The 14454-nt window shown below is 34.8% G+C and carries 19 protein-coding genes and 1 pseudogene; 19 read left to right on the plus strand and 1 reads right to left on the minus strand.

Features of this window, described 5'->3' with window-relative positions; genetic code table 11:
- The first annotated feature begins 632 nt into the window (after window positions 1-632).
- From KH400_RS12660 to KH400_RS12670, 3 genes are all read left to right on the plus strand, one after another.
- Window positions 633-1139 (plus strand): hypothetical protein, encoded by a 507-nt coding sequence (locus KH400_RS12660; protein ID WP_246589544.1) that lies wholly within the window; start codon window positions 633-635, stop codon window positions 1137-1139.
- A 205-nt stretch (window positions 1140-1344) separates the two neighbouring features.
- Window positions 1345-1578, plus strand: coding sequence for a hypothetical protein (locus KH400_RS12665; protein ID WP_217225065.1), 234 nt, complete (start codon window positions 1345-1347; stop codon window positions 1576-1578).
- Between the two features lie 79 nt (window positions 1579-1657).
- Window positions 1658-1942 carry a DUF456 domain-containing protein gene (locus KH400_RS12670; RefSeq protein ID WP_217225067.1) on the plus strand — a complete coding sequence of 95 codons (285 nt, stop codon included), beginning with the start codon at window positions 1658-1660 and terminating at the stop codon, window positions 1940-1942.
- Window positions 1943-2468: 526 nt separating this feature from the next.
- On the opposite strand, the gene KH400_RS12675 is transcribed toward KH400_RS12670, so the two are convergent.
- Window positions 2469-4160: a dihydroorotate dehydrogenase gene (locus KH400_RS12675; RefSeq protein WP_246589545.1), complete on the minus strand. Its 1692-nt coding sequence runs from the start codon at window positions 4158-4160 to the stop codon at window positions 2469-2471.
- A gap of 530 nt (window positions 4161-4690) precedes the next feature.
- Here KH400_RS12675 and fabI point away from each other — a divergent pair.
- The 16 genes and pseudogenes from fabI (at window position 4691) to KH400_RS12760 (ending at window position 14444) form a co-directional block, all read left to right on the plus strand.
- Window positions 4691-5470 (plus strand): enoyl-ACP reductase FabI, encoded by a 780-nt coding sequence (fabI, locus tag KH400_RS12680; protein WP_217225071.1) that lies wholly within the window; start codon window positions 4691-4693, stop codon window positions 5468-5470.
- A 170-nt stretch (window positions 5471-5640) separates the two neighbouring features.
- Window positions 5641-6051 carry a hypothetical protein gene (locus KH400_RS12685; protein ID WP_312889159.1) on the plus strand — a complete coding sequence of 137 codons (411 nt, stop codon included), beginning with the start codon at window positions 5641-5643 and terminating at the stop codon, window positions 6049-6051.
- Window positions 6052-6253: 202 nt separating this feature from the next.
- Window positions 6254-6721: a hypothetical protein gene (locus KH400_RS12690; protein ID WP_217225074.1), complete on the plus strand. Its 468-nt coding sequence runs from the start codon at window positions 6254-6256 to the stop codon at window positions 6719-6721.
- Window positions 6721-7323, plus strand: coding sequence for a hypothetical protein (locus KH400_RS12695; RefSeq protein ID WP_217225075.1), 603 nt, complete (start codon window positions 6721-6723; stop codon window positions 7321-7323). Before KH400_RS12690 ends, KH400_RS12695 begins: the two co-directional genes overlap by 1 nt.
- Before the next feature lie 129 nt (window positions 7324-7452).
- Window positions 7453-8049: a hypothetical protein gene (locus KH400_RS12700; RefSeq protein WP_217225076.1), complete on the plus strand. Its 597-nt coding sequence runs from the start codon at window positions 7453-7455 to the stop codon at window positions 8047-8049.
- Between the two features lie 67 nt (window positions 8050-8116).
- Window positions 8117-8389: a hypothetical protein gene (locus KH400_RS12705; protein ID WP_217225077.1), complete on the plus strand. Its 273-nt coding sequence runs from the start codon at window positions 8117-8119 to the stop codon at window positions 8387-8389.
- A gap of 535 nt (window positions 8390-8924) precedes the next feature.
- Window positions 8925-9422, plus strand: a complete 498-nt coding sequence (locus KH400_RS12710; RefSeq protein ID WP_217225078.1) for a hypothetical protein — start codon at window positions 8925-8927, stop codon at window positions 9420-9422.
- Window positions 9423-9441: 19 nt separating this feature from the next.
- On the plus strand, window positions 9442-9849 hold the full coding sequence (locus tag KH400_RS12715) for a hypothetical protein (RefSeq protein ID WP_217225079.1): 408 nt from the start codon (window positions 9442-9444) through the stop codon (window positions 9847-9849).
- A gap of 156 nt (window positions 9850-10005) precedes the next feature.
- Window positions 10006-10524 (plus strand): hypothetical protein, encoded by a 519-nt coding sequence (locus KH400_RS12720; RefSeq protein WP_217225081.1) that lies wholly within the window; start codon window positions 10006-10008, stop codon window positions 10522-10524.
- A gap of 204 nt (window positions 10525-10728) precedes the next feature.
- Window positions 10729-11016, plus strand: coding sequence for a nucleotidyltransferase family protein (locus tag KH400_RS12725; RefSeq protein WP_217225083.1), 288 nt, complete (start codon window positions 10729-10731; stop codon window positions 11014-11016).
- Window positions 11013-11346, plus strand: a pseudogene (locus KH400_RS27430) (HepT-like ribonuclease domain-containing protein). Before KH400_RS12725 ends, KH400_RS27430 begins: the two are co-directional and overlap by 4 nt.
- 417 nt (window positions 11347-11763) lie before the next feature.
- Window positions 11764-12327, plus strand: coding sequence for a hypothetical protein (locus KH400_RS12740; protein WP_217225089.1), 564 nt, complete (start codon window positions 11764-11766; stop codon window positions 12325-12327).
- 514 nt (window positions 12328-12841) lie between these two features.
- Window positions 12842-13057: a hypothetical protein gene (locus KH400_RS12745; RefSeq protein WP_217225091.1), complete on the plus strand. Its 216-nt coding sequence runs from the start codon at window positions 12842-12844 to the stop codon at window positions 13055-13057.
- Window positions 13050-13313: a type II toxin-antitoxin system RelE family toxin gene (locus KH400_RS12750; RefSeq protein ID WP_217225092.1), complete on the plus strand. Its 264-nt coding sequence runs from the start codon at window positions 13050-13052 to the stop codon at window positions 13311-13313. Before KH400_RS12745 ends, KH400_RS12750 begins: the two co-directional genes overlap by 8 nt.
- Before the next feature lie 226 nt (window positions 13314-13539).
- The gene (locus KH400_RS12755; protein ID WP_217225093.1) at window positions 13540-14262 is read left to right on the plus strand and encodes a hypothetical protein; all 723 of its coding nucleotides are present in this window, start codon (window positions 13540-13542) and stop codon (window positions 14260-14262) included.
- A gap of 38 nt (window positions 14263-14300) precedes the next feature.
- Window positions 14301-14444, plus strand: coding sequence for a hypothetical protein (locus tag KH400_RS12760; RefSeq protein ID WP_217225094.1), 144 nt, complete (start codon window positions 14301-14303; stop codon window positions 14442-14444).
- Window positions 14445-14454: the final 10 nt, after the last annotated feature.

A 14454-nucleotide genomic window follows, 5' to 3' on the forward strand; every position in this document is an offset into this window, starting at 1 on the left:
AGGATTAGTATGGCTAATGACCAAATAAATGCAAGGTGAACTGTTTTTTCATGACGGTGTCCTTCATTGCTATGTTTGTGAACGAGAGAAAAGATGAAAACAAATAGCAAGAGCAGAAAATAAACTACAAAGCTGTAAATCAAAAACCGCCACTCTTGTACCCATTGAAAGAGCGGAAAGAATTCAAAGAGTAAGGTGAAAATCAAGGATGAGACAACTGCAATCACTACGGTTACCGTAGGCATTTTTTTCAAAATTTTAAAAGTGAAAAATTGGCTGTTTTTCTTTGCTTCAAACAAAAAGATGAGATAGAAACATCCTAAAATCACTCCAATAAATAATAAAGTAGCTAGACTAGAAATGAAAGGTGTGACCATGGTTAGACGACTTAGCAGCCCTGAAAACTTTTCTGCGAAGACGAGTACTCCAATTAGAAATATTACAATTATCAATTGCCAGCTGGTCCATTTTGAAAATGAGATACTAAAACCCCCTAGTATTTCTACGTAACATAGAATAACATGATCTATAGTTTTTATACGCTTTATCCATTATTTAGGTTCCCATTTGATTACTAGTCCGTTAAAATTAATAGGTGACAATTAAACGGATACTTGTTTCAAAAGGGGAGATTGATTATCAATAAAGGTAGAGTTAGTGCATTTAGTTTAATGATTGTTTTATTATTGGCAGCATGCGGAAACTCGTCCGAGGTCAATCAAGATGGGCAAGAGCATCATTTGGTTAATAGCGAGTTTTCGATAGAGGATCATGTAGAATATGTAGAGAAGATACAAGATGAACGAGGACTAACCAAAGAAGAAGCTGATGAGGAAGCTTTGCAGAAGTCTCAAGAAACTAGGGAGGTACTTGAGAACGAAGAGGCTAAAAATTCTAAAGAGGCAAAAGCCAGCATTCAAGAAGAGATCGAACAATTAGGAATTTCTGAAGATGAGTATTGGGAAGAATATATGCTTAGCAACTATGCCCACGTGATAATGAGGGAGAAGCTAATGGAGTATGAACGAAATCATAACCCAGCTCGTTGGAATGAACGTCAGCAAGAAATAATTGAAGAATTTAAAAATCGTGAATCTCAACAGATCGATGAATTTAAAAGAGAAATAGGGATGAAGTAGCGAAGGCGCTGAAAAAGTGTGAAAATCACTTTTTCAGCGTCCTTTATGTAATGTGCGGAGCCATTACTCTTCCTGAATTGGCCTGCCTATACTTTATCAGCAGTCTCTGAAGTAGCGCCTATTTCCCTTTTTAACGGGTCAAAAAGTCCTGATTTGATGGTTCCTGTTCGATTGTTATTCATTGTTTGATCAGGATATGTAATAAGTGAAATATGCTACAATGAAAAAAGGTGAATTTTGGAAGAGAGATAACAGGGGGAGAGGTCATTTGGCAAGCTATAATTTATCAGGAATAATCATTTTTATTATCTTAACTGTACTTGCAATTGCACTAGTGGTTTATATTGTAAAGAAGATTACTAAGCCTAGAAAAGAACTTCAACAAAAAGTAGAAAAGCTAGAAGATGAAGTTCGAGCTTTGAAAAAGGATGAGAGGTAAACGTTGTTTACGAGAGCGGTCATTGAATGAAGGTCGCTTTTTTTCTTGAAAACAAGAAGATTTGGTAACAGTGTTATATATGAGAGCTATTAAATATACGATGAGAAGAATGTGTTATTTAAATGAAATGGATTTCAAAGAATTGGGGAGAGATACAATGACCTATATATATCTTTTTTATATAACAGTCGGTGCTATTTTAGGTTTTTTTATACTTGGCCCACTTGGTGCTATTTTAGGTGGTTTTTTAGGGTTTCTTTATGTAGATAGACAATTACAACGTAAGAAGAATGAGGAGTTAATCTTTAAAAAATTTGAAGAATTAGAAAAAGAAATAAATAAGTTAAAAAACAATAACAGCTAGTCTTCTTGTTTCACTGTACCGGTGCGATTGATCAAGAGCAGTCGCTATTTTACTATTGAGCAGGCCCCCTTGAAGAAGAATAATGTATACGGGAGGGGCTACTTTGAAAAAAGTATTTTTGATTTTGTATGTACTACTTTTGTTTTATTTTTTATTAACGGATGGAAAAGCGGAGTAAGGAGTTGTCGATGGCAACTCCTATTGTTTATTGAGTTAATGAGCAGTTTTCTTTGAGAAGAGTATTGCTAAATTATGAAGTATTTGAAAATGTTTCAGTATTATGTATGCAAGAAATATAAAGAGAAAATTTGCTCAACTAATGGGCTTTAGTTAGAGTGCAATTAATAGAAAAACAGAACTTCCTAAATTAGAAGTTCTGTTTTTTCTTGTGTGGTGAAGGGGGCGGAGTGCGCCAATAATGATGATGATCAAAGAAGTAGGCTTACTCGCACCGTCTTAGGATTAAAGTAAGAGGGCAGAATCATTGAAGATGAGAGGTTGATTCGAAGAGGATCAATTTTGACCTTTAACGCTTCCTTTTTAAAAAAGGATACGATAATACCAAGCCTGCTAGATACAAAAATACTAATACGTATACAGGAAGTAAATGGATAAAGGATGTATACCCAATATAGAAGTGTGTGCCAATCCCTGCTATAAACGCAGGTAATGCGCCGATCGCAAGGGTATTCCATATCCAGCGTTCCCCTTTTCTAAAGCCCCACAAGGAAATCATGAGAACGAGCATACCAACACTGACAAGGGCACTACCAAACCCTGCCCGGTCATGGGCAATCACCGGAATCAAGGTAGAGCTAAGGCGATCTAGCATGTCAGGTGTCATACATAAGTAGGTTAAATCCGTTGACACAAAAACGCTCGTTACCCCGATTGTAGAGATCACTATCCCGCCGATTAGTATCAATGAGCCGAGTAGAATAAACATAAGCTGACCATACAGCCCATAAGTCCACGCTCGGTCATTGTGTCCATGGATAGAATAGGGTGAGCCCGTGGCAGTTTTTCCTTCCTTATAACTGAAATAATAGATTGGTAGTAAGATTAGCCAAAATAAGCCATGCAACCAGTCAAAGTAGCCAAACCCGATGAATAGAAAAATCCCGAGAAATCCAATGATTGCTGCAGAATGAAACGCAACCTTTGCCCAATGAAGGCCGCCTTGAATTCCATGGCGTGCGACCTGAATATACAAGATGCCACCTGATATCATCGTCCCAGCTAATGACATCCGGTCATGTAACATAAAAGGTAGAATCATTGGATTAATGAGAGAGAGTTCTGTCCGTGTTAATCCAATAAATGATTCATCGTAAGGCAGGATAATCCGTGTTAAAGAAAAATAAAAGGCAATGATTCCCCCCACTAGGATCGAGAGGCCGAACAGAAGGGACCAAATCCCGCGCTGGACATGATTAGATGAGGCGTTCTCGTACATGAAACGCTCATGAATTCGCTTTGGTAACCCAGGACCCGCTTTGACATACCCATCTGTAAGAATAAGCAAGTCGGCTCCAGCACGAAGTAATGAATAAGCTTCCTCAGGGGTTTCAACTCCACCAGAGGTGATTACCGGCAGTTCCGGGTGTCGGTCTTTTAACTGTTTTACTTTGTTCACGAGTATCTCATTGGCATGTTCAACCTCATGCCAATAGCCGTCCTTGCTTTTGCGAGGGACATTCACAACAATCCCACCAAGGCAAGAATGTTTTAGCACATTCCCGAGATCTGCTTCATTCGTATTTTGTTCATTAGCGTCCATCGATACATAAAACGAACGGTTCGACCACATGGTATCTTTTTCAACACATGTGGAGATCTGCTCCTGTGTTCCGATAAACGCATCTATAAACGGGGTTAGGTGCTGTACAATGATGTCCCATTCTCTACTCTTAACGTGCGGATCGATTCTAGCAATAATCGGAATTCGGAGATCTAGAGTTGTTAGTTTTTTAATTGCAAGCTTGAGAGGAACCTTCTCTTCTTGTTCAGAAAATAGGATAAGCTGGTCCTCTTTTATAGGTTCTCTCTCGTCATTCGGTTTGTTCAATACAATGGGACCAATCTCTATGAATCCGAATCCTAATTCTTGAAAGGCGTTAGTGCCTGACAAGGAAGGATCAATATGTCCACTTAAGCCAACAGGAGAAGGAAACCTCGTCTGATCCAATTCCTTCTCTAATTCCTTAGGTGGTTTCATATGACCTAAGAATCCAATTAGTCCTCGTCCTCCAGGAATGGATGAGATGGTATTCATAGATCGATGAATGAACTCTCGGCTTGTTTTCGGTCTACATTTATCTAGTAAGAGTTTTTTTATAGGATGATAAGACCAATCTGGCATGAATGACACCTTCTAACGTAAATGTAAGATCCAATTAGTCTTTGGATTGAATGCTACTGTGTTTTCATTCTACCATGATAGCAAGAATGGTTGCCTAGAAAACAATAGTGAAAAATGAATATTTGAGCAAATATATACTAATGTGAAGAAATGATTAATAATCATTTGGATAACTTTTTTAATCAAACATGATAAAAATGTACAGATTTTAAAAAAATGGGAGCTTATCTAGATCAAGTGGTGCTAAAATAACGGAACTTGGTTCCAGTTTATTAAGCTTATGAACGGGTTAACTTAGTAAGCAAGTATGATATACTATAATTAGTACCTGGTATTAAACGTAGGTGTAAATTTTAAAGGAAACTTAGTGAATGTAGGAGGACAAAATGGAAGATTTACTTCAATTAAAGGGAAAAAATATTGTGATAATGGGTGTTGCTAATGAGCGGAGCCTGGCTTGGGGAGTGGCTAGGTCACTTTACAAAGCTGGTGCTAATCTTATTTTTACGTACCGTTTAGAACGTTCACTGGGAAAATTAAATAAGCTATTAAATGAGAATGACTATTCAGCTGAACTCATCGTGCAATGCGATGTAAATAATGATGAAAGTATTGAAGGTGCATTTCAAGAAATCGGAAAAAAGGTTGGGACGATCCACGGAATTGTACACTCAGTTGCATTTGCGAATGCTGAAGATTTAAAAGGGGATTTTATAAATACCTCTAGGTCTGGGTATGCTTTTGCTCAAGATACTAGTTCGTACTCTCTAATCGCTGTAGCCAGAGAAGCGAAAGCTTATATGACTGAGGGTGGCTCGATCGTGACAATGAGTTACCTTGGAGCTGAAAGAGCTGTCGAAGGTTATAATGTGATGGGGGTAGCAAAAGCAGCTCTTGAATCCTCAGTGAGATACCTGACATTAGATTTAGGAAAAGAAAATATTCGTATTAATGCTATTTCTGCTGGAGCCATTCGTACCCTTGCTGCTAAGGGTGTGGGTTCATTTAATAAAATTCTACATAAAATCGAAGAAACTGCACCTCTAAAAAGAAATGTAACACAAGAAGAGGTGGGCGATATGACAATCGCTATGCTTAGTAATCTATCCAGAGGAGTTACGGGTGAAATTATTTATGTAGATTCCGGTTATAACATCATTGGCTAAACTTCTTCAACGAATGTATTACTTTAACAACAGGAACAGTCATAGAAGTGGCTGCTCCTGTTTATTTTTATTCAATTATTATGGAAGCTTAGTGAAATAAAAGCAGTTTATTAGTAGCATGATGTTAAAATTGTAAATATTTGGAATGTCGGAATGCGAGGGGGGAATTAGTGATTGAAAAAATACTCGTCATATTGTTTGTTGTAATGATCACTTTGTTAAGTGCTTGCGGCCCAAATACTTGGGTGTTGGAGAAAGAGAGGTTAGGTGAAGTGGGAAGTATAGAAAACTATGTGTGGCAGTTGCAAAATAACAAATCAGAATTTCGAGGGTATAGAATCTTTACTATATCAGAAGGAAAGAAGATGGTAGTTGTTTCAACTGGTTCGAGTGACCAAACTTTGAAGTTTATAGACGCAGACGTTTCTAATCATACAACGATAACTGTTGAAGAAGAAAATAAGGAATCAGATGAGCTAAACTCTTATATCCTAATTGGTATAGATCAGATTAAGGGAGAGTTATCTGTGGTTAGCGAGAGCGGAGAAGAATACCACCAAGTAACGGGGAGCTATAATTAAGTGGGTTAGGCACCTTACTGTTTGTCGTAGATTTTGGTTATTTTGGGATAGTTTTGTACTTGTTCAGTTGTAGAAGGTATACTAGTTTACATCGGCTTAATGATATTTTTGGGGTTTGCGTACCAAGATAAATGGCGTATCCCAGAGTTTTTTTTATTAGGCAGAAAGTAAGCAGAAATTTTCAGAAGTTGGAGTTGATGTAATGGGAATATGGATCCGGCGCCTTATCATCAGCGCTTGTGTGATTGCACTTATACCGAATATGATTTCTTTTTTTTCAGGGCTAACTATTGATTTACCAAAGGATATTAAAAGTAAAGTGAATAATGGGGATGCAGTACTTATTGATTTAGATAAAAAAGTAACCTTAGAAAATGATGAGATTTTGTTTAAGCATTTTGTAGTAGCACCAGATAAAACCTCGTTAATTTTTGAAGTGCACGCTAATGAAAATGGATGGTCATTTCCAGAGTCTGCAATTGAATTAAAGGATAAACAAGGAAATACTTATCGAATGACAAGCTCCTATTCTTCAGGATATACATGGGGACAATACATGGTCAATCATTATGAACCTTTGGAAGCCGGTGTAGAAACAATAGTAGTAGATTTCGAATGGTATGATCGGACGTTTCAAACCGAGTTTTCATTAGATCAGGGGGGAATGTAATGAATAGAGAAAAAATTAAAGCGATAATAGAATGGACCATTGCATTCGTATTATTTTTTATTGTTATTAAGGACTCCCCGTACGTTAGTTATTATGAATTTTCACCAGAATCAGCATTTGAACGATCTGAACGAACCTATTATTATGGTCCATCAGAGGTAGTAGAAAAGGTAGATTTAGATGATGTCCAAATTTTTCTATCAACATATAAGAACTGGTTTTCGGCTACTTTAGTTAACAAACATGCTGGTATTTTTTGGGGTCCAGGTAGCGGTGTTGGTGGAATGGAAATTAAAGATAAAGATGACCAAGATATTACACATTCTTGGGGTGGTACCTCCATTAATGAGGATTACATGTTGATGCGATATTATGGTATTGTTACGAACCCAGAAATAAATAAGGTGGAGCTAGATGTTGCAGAAGGCTATGGTTGGGATGAACAAGTCCCGGCAGAAGATATTGTTACGTTATCTTATCGGTTAAACGATCATCGCATGTTTTTATTCCATTGGAACGAAGTGGAAGATAACTATCTCAGTATTGCTTTACGAGGGTTGAATAACGATGGTGAAGTTATTTATGAAGAAGACCTAAGGTGAGTCAAGTAGAAAAGTGGAAAAGTCCTTCATAAAGCTGATGAAGGACAAAAGAGTCGAGAATCGCAGTGTAAATGTCCTTCATAAATGACTGTACATGATACACTTGAGGTTGAAATGGGGTAATTAGAAGTGAAGATTTTATTTATTATGATGGCTACATTGTTTTTTATAAGTGGTTGTTCGATAAATGAAAATACTAACGAATCTGATGAGCGGAAGGCACCTTATGATGGTCAACTACTAAATATTGGAGTAATCGGGGAAAAACCAAGTAAAAGTTTTGGTAACATTACTTTTCACTCGGCTGAACCAGATTCATTGAAACAAGAAGAATACGATGCTTATTTTATTACTGAGCAATATTTTGAAGACCTTTCACATGAAGGTTGGAAATCTGTTTTTATGAGTATAAATACTCCTGTGTTCTTTTTAAACATTGACGTCCAACCTTTTATATACAGGACTGAAGGAATGAAATATGAGGAAACTAGTCCAAAAGCGACGGAACACACTAGTGGATTCGTAATAACTGAAGATATGATAAAAATGTGGGGGTATGGAAACCCAATGGATTTAACTGATGTTAATAGGACACCAGAATGGATATTTAACTCAATCTTTAGGGATATTGAAGAACATTTAAAACATGAAAATTCAATCAATCAATTAATTAATAATCAAAGTCTTCTTACGCTAACGGGTGATTACCACAATCAGTATATTTGATTTGTTACATGTATAAATGGATGTGATATCATAAGAAAAAGGATAACAACGGTGGTGATAAAATAGTATGGGAAAAATTCAATCTTCAGAAGAGCTTATGAAATATATTGAGAATATGAATAGTGATAACTCTGTATTACAGTTTTCTATTCCTGGAAAAGGAAAATTTACACTTGTTTTACAAGAAGAAGATGATGATAAAAAATCTATACAATCTGAAACTGAAGAAAATCCTGAACTTAAACGCATGTTAAAAGAAAGTGTGGGGCAGTATGAAAATGGACGTGGTATGTCTACTTCAGAATTACTAAATTCTTTGTCTAAAAAGGATTTTATGTAATGTATGACCGAAATGTTATTTGGTCACCTGCTGTTAAGAAAAAACTTACTCAGTTTAGGAGTGAAAAGTTCACGCCTGAAGAGACTCTCGACTTTATCTCTCAGTTTATCATCGAAACGGAAGATCTATTAAAAAGAATCGACTAATTAGACAAACGTACACTGAAGAATTCGGAAAATACAAAGGGATTACAAGGGTGGTTGTTAAAAGGTTTAGAGTATATTATAAATTGATTAACAATGATGTTTTTATATTAGCTGTTCTATTTCCAGGTGAAAACTAACCAAACATTTTATTTAAGATCATATTAACAGATATGGTCTTTTCTTATGAACTCTGATATCCTGTCGAAAAAATGGTTGTTTGTGAAAGTGTAAACTTAAAGTAAAGGGAGAAAGAGTTGAAGATCTCAAGTGGACCGCAGCTCTTTTTGATATTGAATAAACGAGGCAGTTCATCTCAAGAAAGAAATTCTTAAAAAAAACCTAAATGGGGTGAAATGTTCAGCATAAGTTTTTAAAGGAGAGGGAGAGAGTTGTCTAATAAACAAAAATTCTTAGTCATTATCTTAGTGCTTGGTTTGTTTATATTTGCTTTTTTTTGGAATAAGGAAAGAAACTCATTTGAGAGTTATCAAGACACTATTTATCAACAGCAATTGATAAAATTAACTTATATATTTAATGATATATCAAATGTTCTTCCTTTATATGAACAAATATCATCAGAAGAAGAAAGAGAAATGTTTCAATTATTGCTTAATAGAAGTAAAGCGGATATTCGATGGAGTTTTGACAATATAGAATTAATAGACTCTCCAGGGTTATATGAAAAAGATTCAATTAAAAATAGAGAAATGCGAATTTTATTGCAAGAAATTTCATTAAATATAAATTATTTTAAAGATATTGATGTGAATTCGGAAAAAGTAGAATTAGCTCATAGCTTATTTGTTAATAAGCGAGATGAATTGATTGATCTTGTTTACGAAGATCTTTCCTACCAAAGAAGAATCCATAAGCAACTTCCTTAATGAAAATCCTAGAAGCGATGTGGAATACATTGAAACGACCGATGATGACGAAATATTTATTGTACGCTCAGGCAATCACCAGTACAGTGTATATGGAATTGAGCATACAAACGAAGGTTTCTTGGTTGTGAAACTTACAGCTACGTTGTCCCTGCATAATACAATTGGAGGTTCTGGTGAATTTACAACAACCAATGGAAATGATTACACTTTTCTAGTAGTAAAGAAAGGTAAAATAGATCAACTTGATTATAATACGAGAAGCAACTATGCAGCTTTACCTATTTATTCAGGAGATGCAGCTTTACCTATTTATTCAGGAGATGCAGAGTTAGCTTTAAACAAAGGTCATATTATAGAAAAAGATGGTTCGATGCTTCCTGAGAATGCCATTCAATCAACAGAGACAATAGGAGAACAAAATTAAAGTACGAAGAGCATTATCATAAGAAAATGGTAGTGCTTTTTTATTTGTCTGTATAAAATTTCACTACCCTTTTATTGGAAATGGATGATGTAATAACGAATGTTAGAATAATATAGGTTACTTAATTTTTCATTATTTATAAAAGGTGTGTGTTATATGATAAAAAAAGCGACTGTTGTTTTGACTGCAATTATTATAATTTTTCTTGGCTATAATATGTATTCACAAAATAAGGAAATCAAATTTTACGAGGATAATGCTGCTTCTTCTTTTAAAAGCTTATTGTTAATACTACACGATACTGAATATAAGCTGAATGAACTATTAGAAGAACCAAATATGATTAAAAGGGACGAACTACAAAGTGTGTCTGACAGACTATATGGTATTTTTAGTGTGAGCCACAATACAACTCATGCAATAAGGATTGCTTTTAATGAAGAAACAGAAAGATATTACAACTCTTTAGATAGCATTTTTAGAAATTTGGCAGATGCCAGTGCAAATTATCAGGTTAATGATGGTCAATTAAGCGAAGAGGATAAAGAAAGGTTAATAGAGGCACAAAAGCATTTAAAATTAGTTAATTATCACTTCCCTTATCAGAACAATATAACGGCTGAATATTTATCGAACGGTTTTGATGGTTTTAATAAGGAGAAGGAACTTAATTAAAAATATGATATTTGAGACGGTAAATATGGAAGTAGCTAAAAGTAAATATTAAATAATTAGGAGAATTTTCTACTGTAACTAAAGGTGAGTGTTTCTGAAATAAGCAGAGGTGATCTTTGAAAAGAAATTGTTAAATATGTGCAGATGCTTTTTTAGACATGATATAATATTATTAAAATTAATGAAGAATGTGAGGGATTCCCTATGTTATATGATGTTCTTCAAGAAAAGCGTGATCTAATTTTGAAAGTAGCCGAAGATCATGGTATCCAAAATGTTCGTGTTTTTGGTTCTGTTGCAAGGCATGAAGATGGACCTAAAAGTGATCTTGATTTACTTATTGAATTTGAGCAAGGAAGAAGTTTGTTTGATCTGATTCGAATTAAACAAGAGGTTGAAGACATACTCGATATTAGTGTCGATGTTGTAACAGAAAATTCAATTCATTGGAGTTTGAAAGAAGATGTTTTAAACGGAGCCATTCAACTATGAAGAATGAGAAAGTTTACTTACTTCATATTTTGGAGTGCATAGAAAATATTGAGTCATATATTCCAAATGGCGAAAGTGATTTCTTTAGTTCTAAATTAATTCAAGATGCGGTCATTTGTAATTTGGAAATTATCGGAGAAGCAACAAAACGTTATATCAAAATATTTTCGAAAACAACACCCCCATGTACCGTGGCGTGAGATGGCGGGATTAAGAGATGTCCTAATTCATGATTATTTTGGAGTAGATAACGGGATTGTATGGAACGTGGTTGAAAAAGAAATACCACTTTTAAAAGATAAAATATCGGATTTGTTAAATCAATACTAGGAAATGAATTGGCTTAGGTTTTGAAGAACCTAAAGCCTTTTTGCTATCTATATCGGTTTCCGGACGCTACCCCTTATCATTATGGAGGATTTAATGGCTAATATATAAAGATATTGGCTCAAGTAGACATATCCTTAAATACCAGGATCCAGAACCCTATTTTAATATCGATCACTTTATAGGTCCTTTGTGTCCTAAGGACTGATTTAAATATATATAGAATCCAATTATTTACAGTTTATTGGAGTAAAGGGCAGAATAACTTAACACAGGCGTTTTTAGGAGAGTTTTAATATTATGATGCAGGTTGCTTTAATAGTTGTTATTTATGGTACTTTGATCAGGAACACACTTATTGTGCTAACGGGAAGCAATAGTTGAACAAAAGGTTATCGCTGTTCCCCTAACGAAGCACTTATGTTAAATAAGAGAAGATATAAAATAACAAAAACTTGGGGAGGATTCATTATCAAGATTAGAACTATATGCACAATTGTTGCTATTGTCTTATCAATGGGTTTAGTTGGTTGTGTAAATAAGGATATAGATGTTAAATCTTCTCTAGTATTCTACGGAGAGAGCGATACTTGGACTGGAACATTATATGTAGAACAGCCCCAAAATAATGGAGAGAATACATTTCAGGTGAACCAACTATCCAACCTGACTTACAAAGGTGATTTTGAAAAAATCAGTAAGAAGCAGAAAGAAGAGGATGGTATCCCAGTTAGTTCTTCTTTTGGAGGTGTTAATATGAGAGATGGAGGTAGTGGTAGTCACATACAGCAAGCCACAGGATGGAATAATGCTAGAAGTCATTCAGGTGAATATGCAACAAAAGATGATGAGTTCAAAGTGGTTGTAGAATGGGACAACAAAAAAGAAACTTTTATAATGACCTTCAATGAGGAAAAGACCTCGAAGGCACAAAGACTTGGCCAAGAGGAAGTTCTTAGGAATTTTTATGAGCCACAAAAGTGACCTAGTGTGATTTCATTTTTTCGCTAACGGGTGCATTCCTCTAACAATCTAATCGCTTTCATAAAACTAATGAAGGGCAAAGTGAATCCAACAAAAAAATCTATGGGGCTGGAGGGCGTTTATTTATGAAATCCTATAAAATTCCTTTTATAATAATCCTTGTTTCGATATTAGTTGGTACTCTCGGCTATGTATTGTTTATGAATGTATTCATTCCAAATATTATGTAATTATATCTTTTATACAGCTTCAGTTAAATTTCACCAAACAATAACTATTATTAAAAGTAACCTTGTTTTGCTAACGGGTGCTTATGCTTAACAAGGCTAGGATAAATAGCTGTGAATTCAAATTATGATGAACTGTACTCTTAGTAAGGGTTAGCTTTCTTTTGTGACAAAAGAAAAAATAATCAAACAATGCTTATGTTGACTGGATTGACAATAGCAAGCAGAAACTACCGCTAAAATGTGATATTATGATTATAAGAAATAGGCGTATGGGAGGAATTGTTATGGCTGTAAGAAGAGAAGACCTGTACAAAATCATTGACAATATTTCAGAAAGAAATTTAGAAAAGGTAAAAGAAATCCTTGAAACCTTAACTAAATATGAAGAGCAATTTGAAGAAGTTGAAGCGACTAATGAAGAGAAAAAAGTAATTGAAGAGGCAATGAATGGGGAGTTTCATTCTTTTGAAGATGTTTTTAAGGATGACTTAGATGTTTGATATTAAAGTTTCAAACAAAGCCAAGAAGTTTGTTCAAAAACAGGACACTCCTACAAGAAAAAGAATAAAAAATGCTTTATTACAGCTAGCAGAATACCCGTATAATCGAAAAGAAAATGACATTAAAAAGATGAAAGGATACAGCGACACTTTTAGACTCAGAGTTGGTGGTATCAGAATGATTTATAAGGTGGAAGATGAAAAAGTTATATTGTATGTATTAGACATTGATTTTCGAGGTAACATCTATAAATAAAATACAAGGGTAATAGGTTGGGGGGAACTCCAAACCTTTTTTTGTTTTATAATTATTGATATTTGTGAAGTGATTTACTTAAAGTAACGGGTGGCTTTAATGAAAAGAGCTGTCATGAAGCAAGATCCTTTATAGTGCTAACAAACAGAATAGCAATAATTTTTCTTTACTCATTTAGTGGTGTGTAAAATTTTAGAAACTTTTGTTCATGGAAGGTTTTGATATAATGAAACTGAAAATTTTTATTTTTGTAATTTTATTTATGTTATCTGGGTGTATGGGAACTGGTGACAATAAAGACATCATGAGAGAACCGGATTTTCAAGGGCTGAATTCTACAGTTGATGATGAAAAAATGGTTTTTGTATACGTAGATGATGATAGAAACCAAAGAGAAAAGCAACAAAATGCTAGAACTGAATATGTTTACGCTTATTGGCTAAAGATTACCGATGATACGATCATTGTTAATGAAGAAGATGAAGAAGTAGCCATTGACGAAACCTTCTTAAAACATGTTGAAGCATGGGTCAAAGAGGAGTTTCAAGAAGAGCGTACAGAAGTGAATATTCATGATGTGTCTCTGGATAAAGAAAGTATATTCCCAGTATATACAGCAGACAAAATCAAACGTGTAGAAGTTGAACGAACAAAAAAGGATGTATTAGAAAAACTTAAATCCTATGAAGAGGGTAAGTTTACGTTACACTTGTTTATTGACGATGTTAACAAACAGTATGAAATGCGAGATGAAATAAATGAAGTGACGGACTTAATTTCCGATATAGAAGTAATAGAAACGGGTTCGGTGAGGTTAGGCCCCCCAGAAGATGCTAAATTATTAGACATTGATGAGTATCCAGTGTATATTGTTTTAGATACAGAGGATATTGTTTTAACAACACATCAACTCGATGGTGTGAAAGAATTTTTTAATGTGAAAGAGTAGTTATAGTCATTGTTTTGGGATAGTGGGGAGTCGGCGTAATGGAGTGGAGTAGCCGATATTCAATGAAACATGAGCGGTTGTCCAATAAAAATATAGTTGGAGCCCGTTCAACGGATGCAATAGCAAAAAAAGCTGTCGCCTCTTCAACTATTGAGGCAGGTTTATTTAACAAGCAGGACTGATAAGAAAAGA

Origin of the sequence: Desertibacillus haloalkaliphilus, assembly GCF_019039105.1 — a bacterium.
Lineage (GTDB): Bacteria > Bacillota > Bacilli > Bacillales > KJ1-10-99 > Desertibacillus > Desertibacillus haloalkaliphilus.

What these genes read in the sequence shown, in the direction of transcription:
- KH400_RS12705 (WP_217225077.1), top strand. Translation starts at nt 8,117, where the DNA reads ATGGGAAAAATTCAATCTTCAGAAGAGCTTATGAAATATATTGAGAAT.
- KH400_RS12740 (WP_217225089.1), top strand. Translation starts at nt 11,764, where the DNA reads ATGTTAAATAAGAGAAGATATAAAATAACAAAAACTTGGGGAGGATTC.
- KH400_RS12670 (WP_217225067.1), top strand. Translation starts at nt 1,658, where the DNA reads ATGAGAGCTATTAAATATACGATGAGAAGAATGTGTTATTTAAATGAA.
- KH400_RS12750 (WP_217225092.1), top strand. Translation starts at nt 13,050, where the DNA reads ATGTTTGATATTAAAGTTTCAAACAAAGCCAAGAAGTTTGTTCAAAAA.
- KH400_RS12690 (WP_217225074.1), top strand. Translation starts at nt 6,254, where the DNA reads ATGGGAATATGGATCCGGCGCCTTATCATCAGCGCTTGTGTGATTGCA.
- fabI (WP_217225071.1), top strand. Translation starts at nt 4,691, where the DNA reads ATGGAAGATTTACTTCAATTAAAGGGAAAAAATATTGTGATAATGGGT.
- KH400_RS12720 (WP_217225081.1), top strand. Translation starts at nt 10,006, where the DNA reads ATGATAAAAAAAGCGACTGTTGTTTTGACTGCAATTATTATAATTTTT.
- KH400_RS12695 (WP_217225075.1), top strand. Translation starts at nt 6,721, where the DNA reads ATGAATAGAGAAAAAATTAAAGCGATAATAGAATGGACCATTGCATTC.
- KH400_RS12745 (WP_217225091.1), top strand. Translation starts at nt 12,842, where the DNA reads ATGGCTGTAAGAAGAGAAGACCTGTACAAAATCATTGACAATATTTCA.
- KH400_RS12755 (WP_217225093.1), top strand. Translation starts at nt 13,540, where the DNA reads ATGAAACTGAAAATTTTTATTTTTGTAATTTTATTTATGTTATCTGGG.
- KH400_RS12760 (WP_217225094.1), top strand. Translation starts at nt 14,301, where the DNA reads ATGGAGTGGAGTAGCCGATATTCAATGAAACATGAGCGGTTGTCCAAT.
- KH400_RS12675 (WP_246589545.1), bottom strand. Translation starts at nt 4,160, where the DNA reads ATGAAACCACCTAAGGAATTAGAGAAGGAATTGGATCAGACGAGGTTT.
- KH400_RS12725 (WP_217225083.1), top strand. Translation starts at nt 10,729, where the DNA reads ATGTTATATGATGTTCTTCAAGAAAAGCGTGATCTAATTTTGAAAGTA.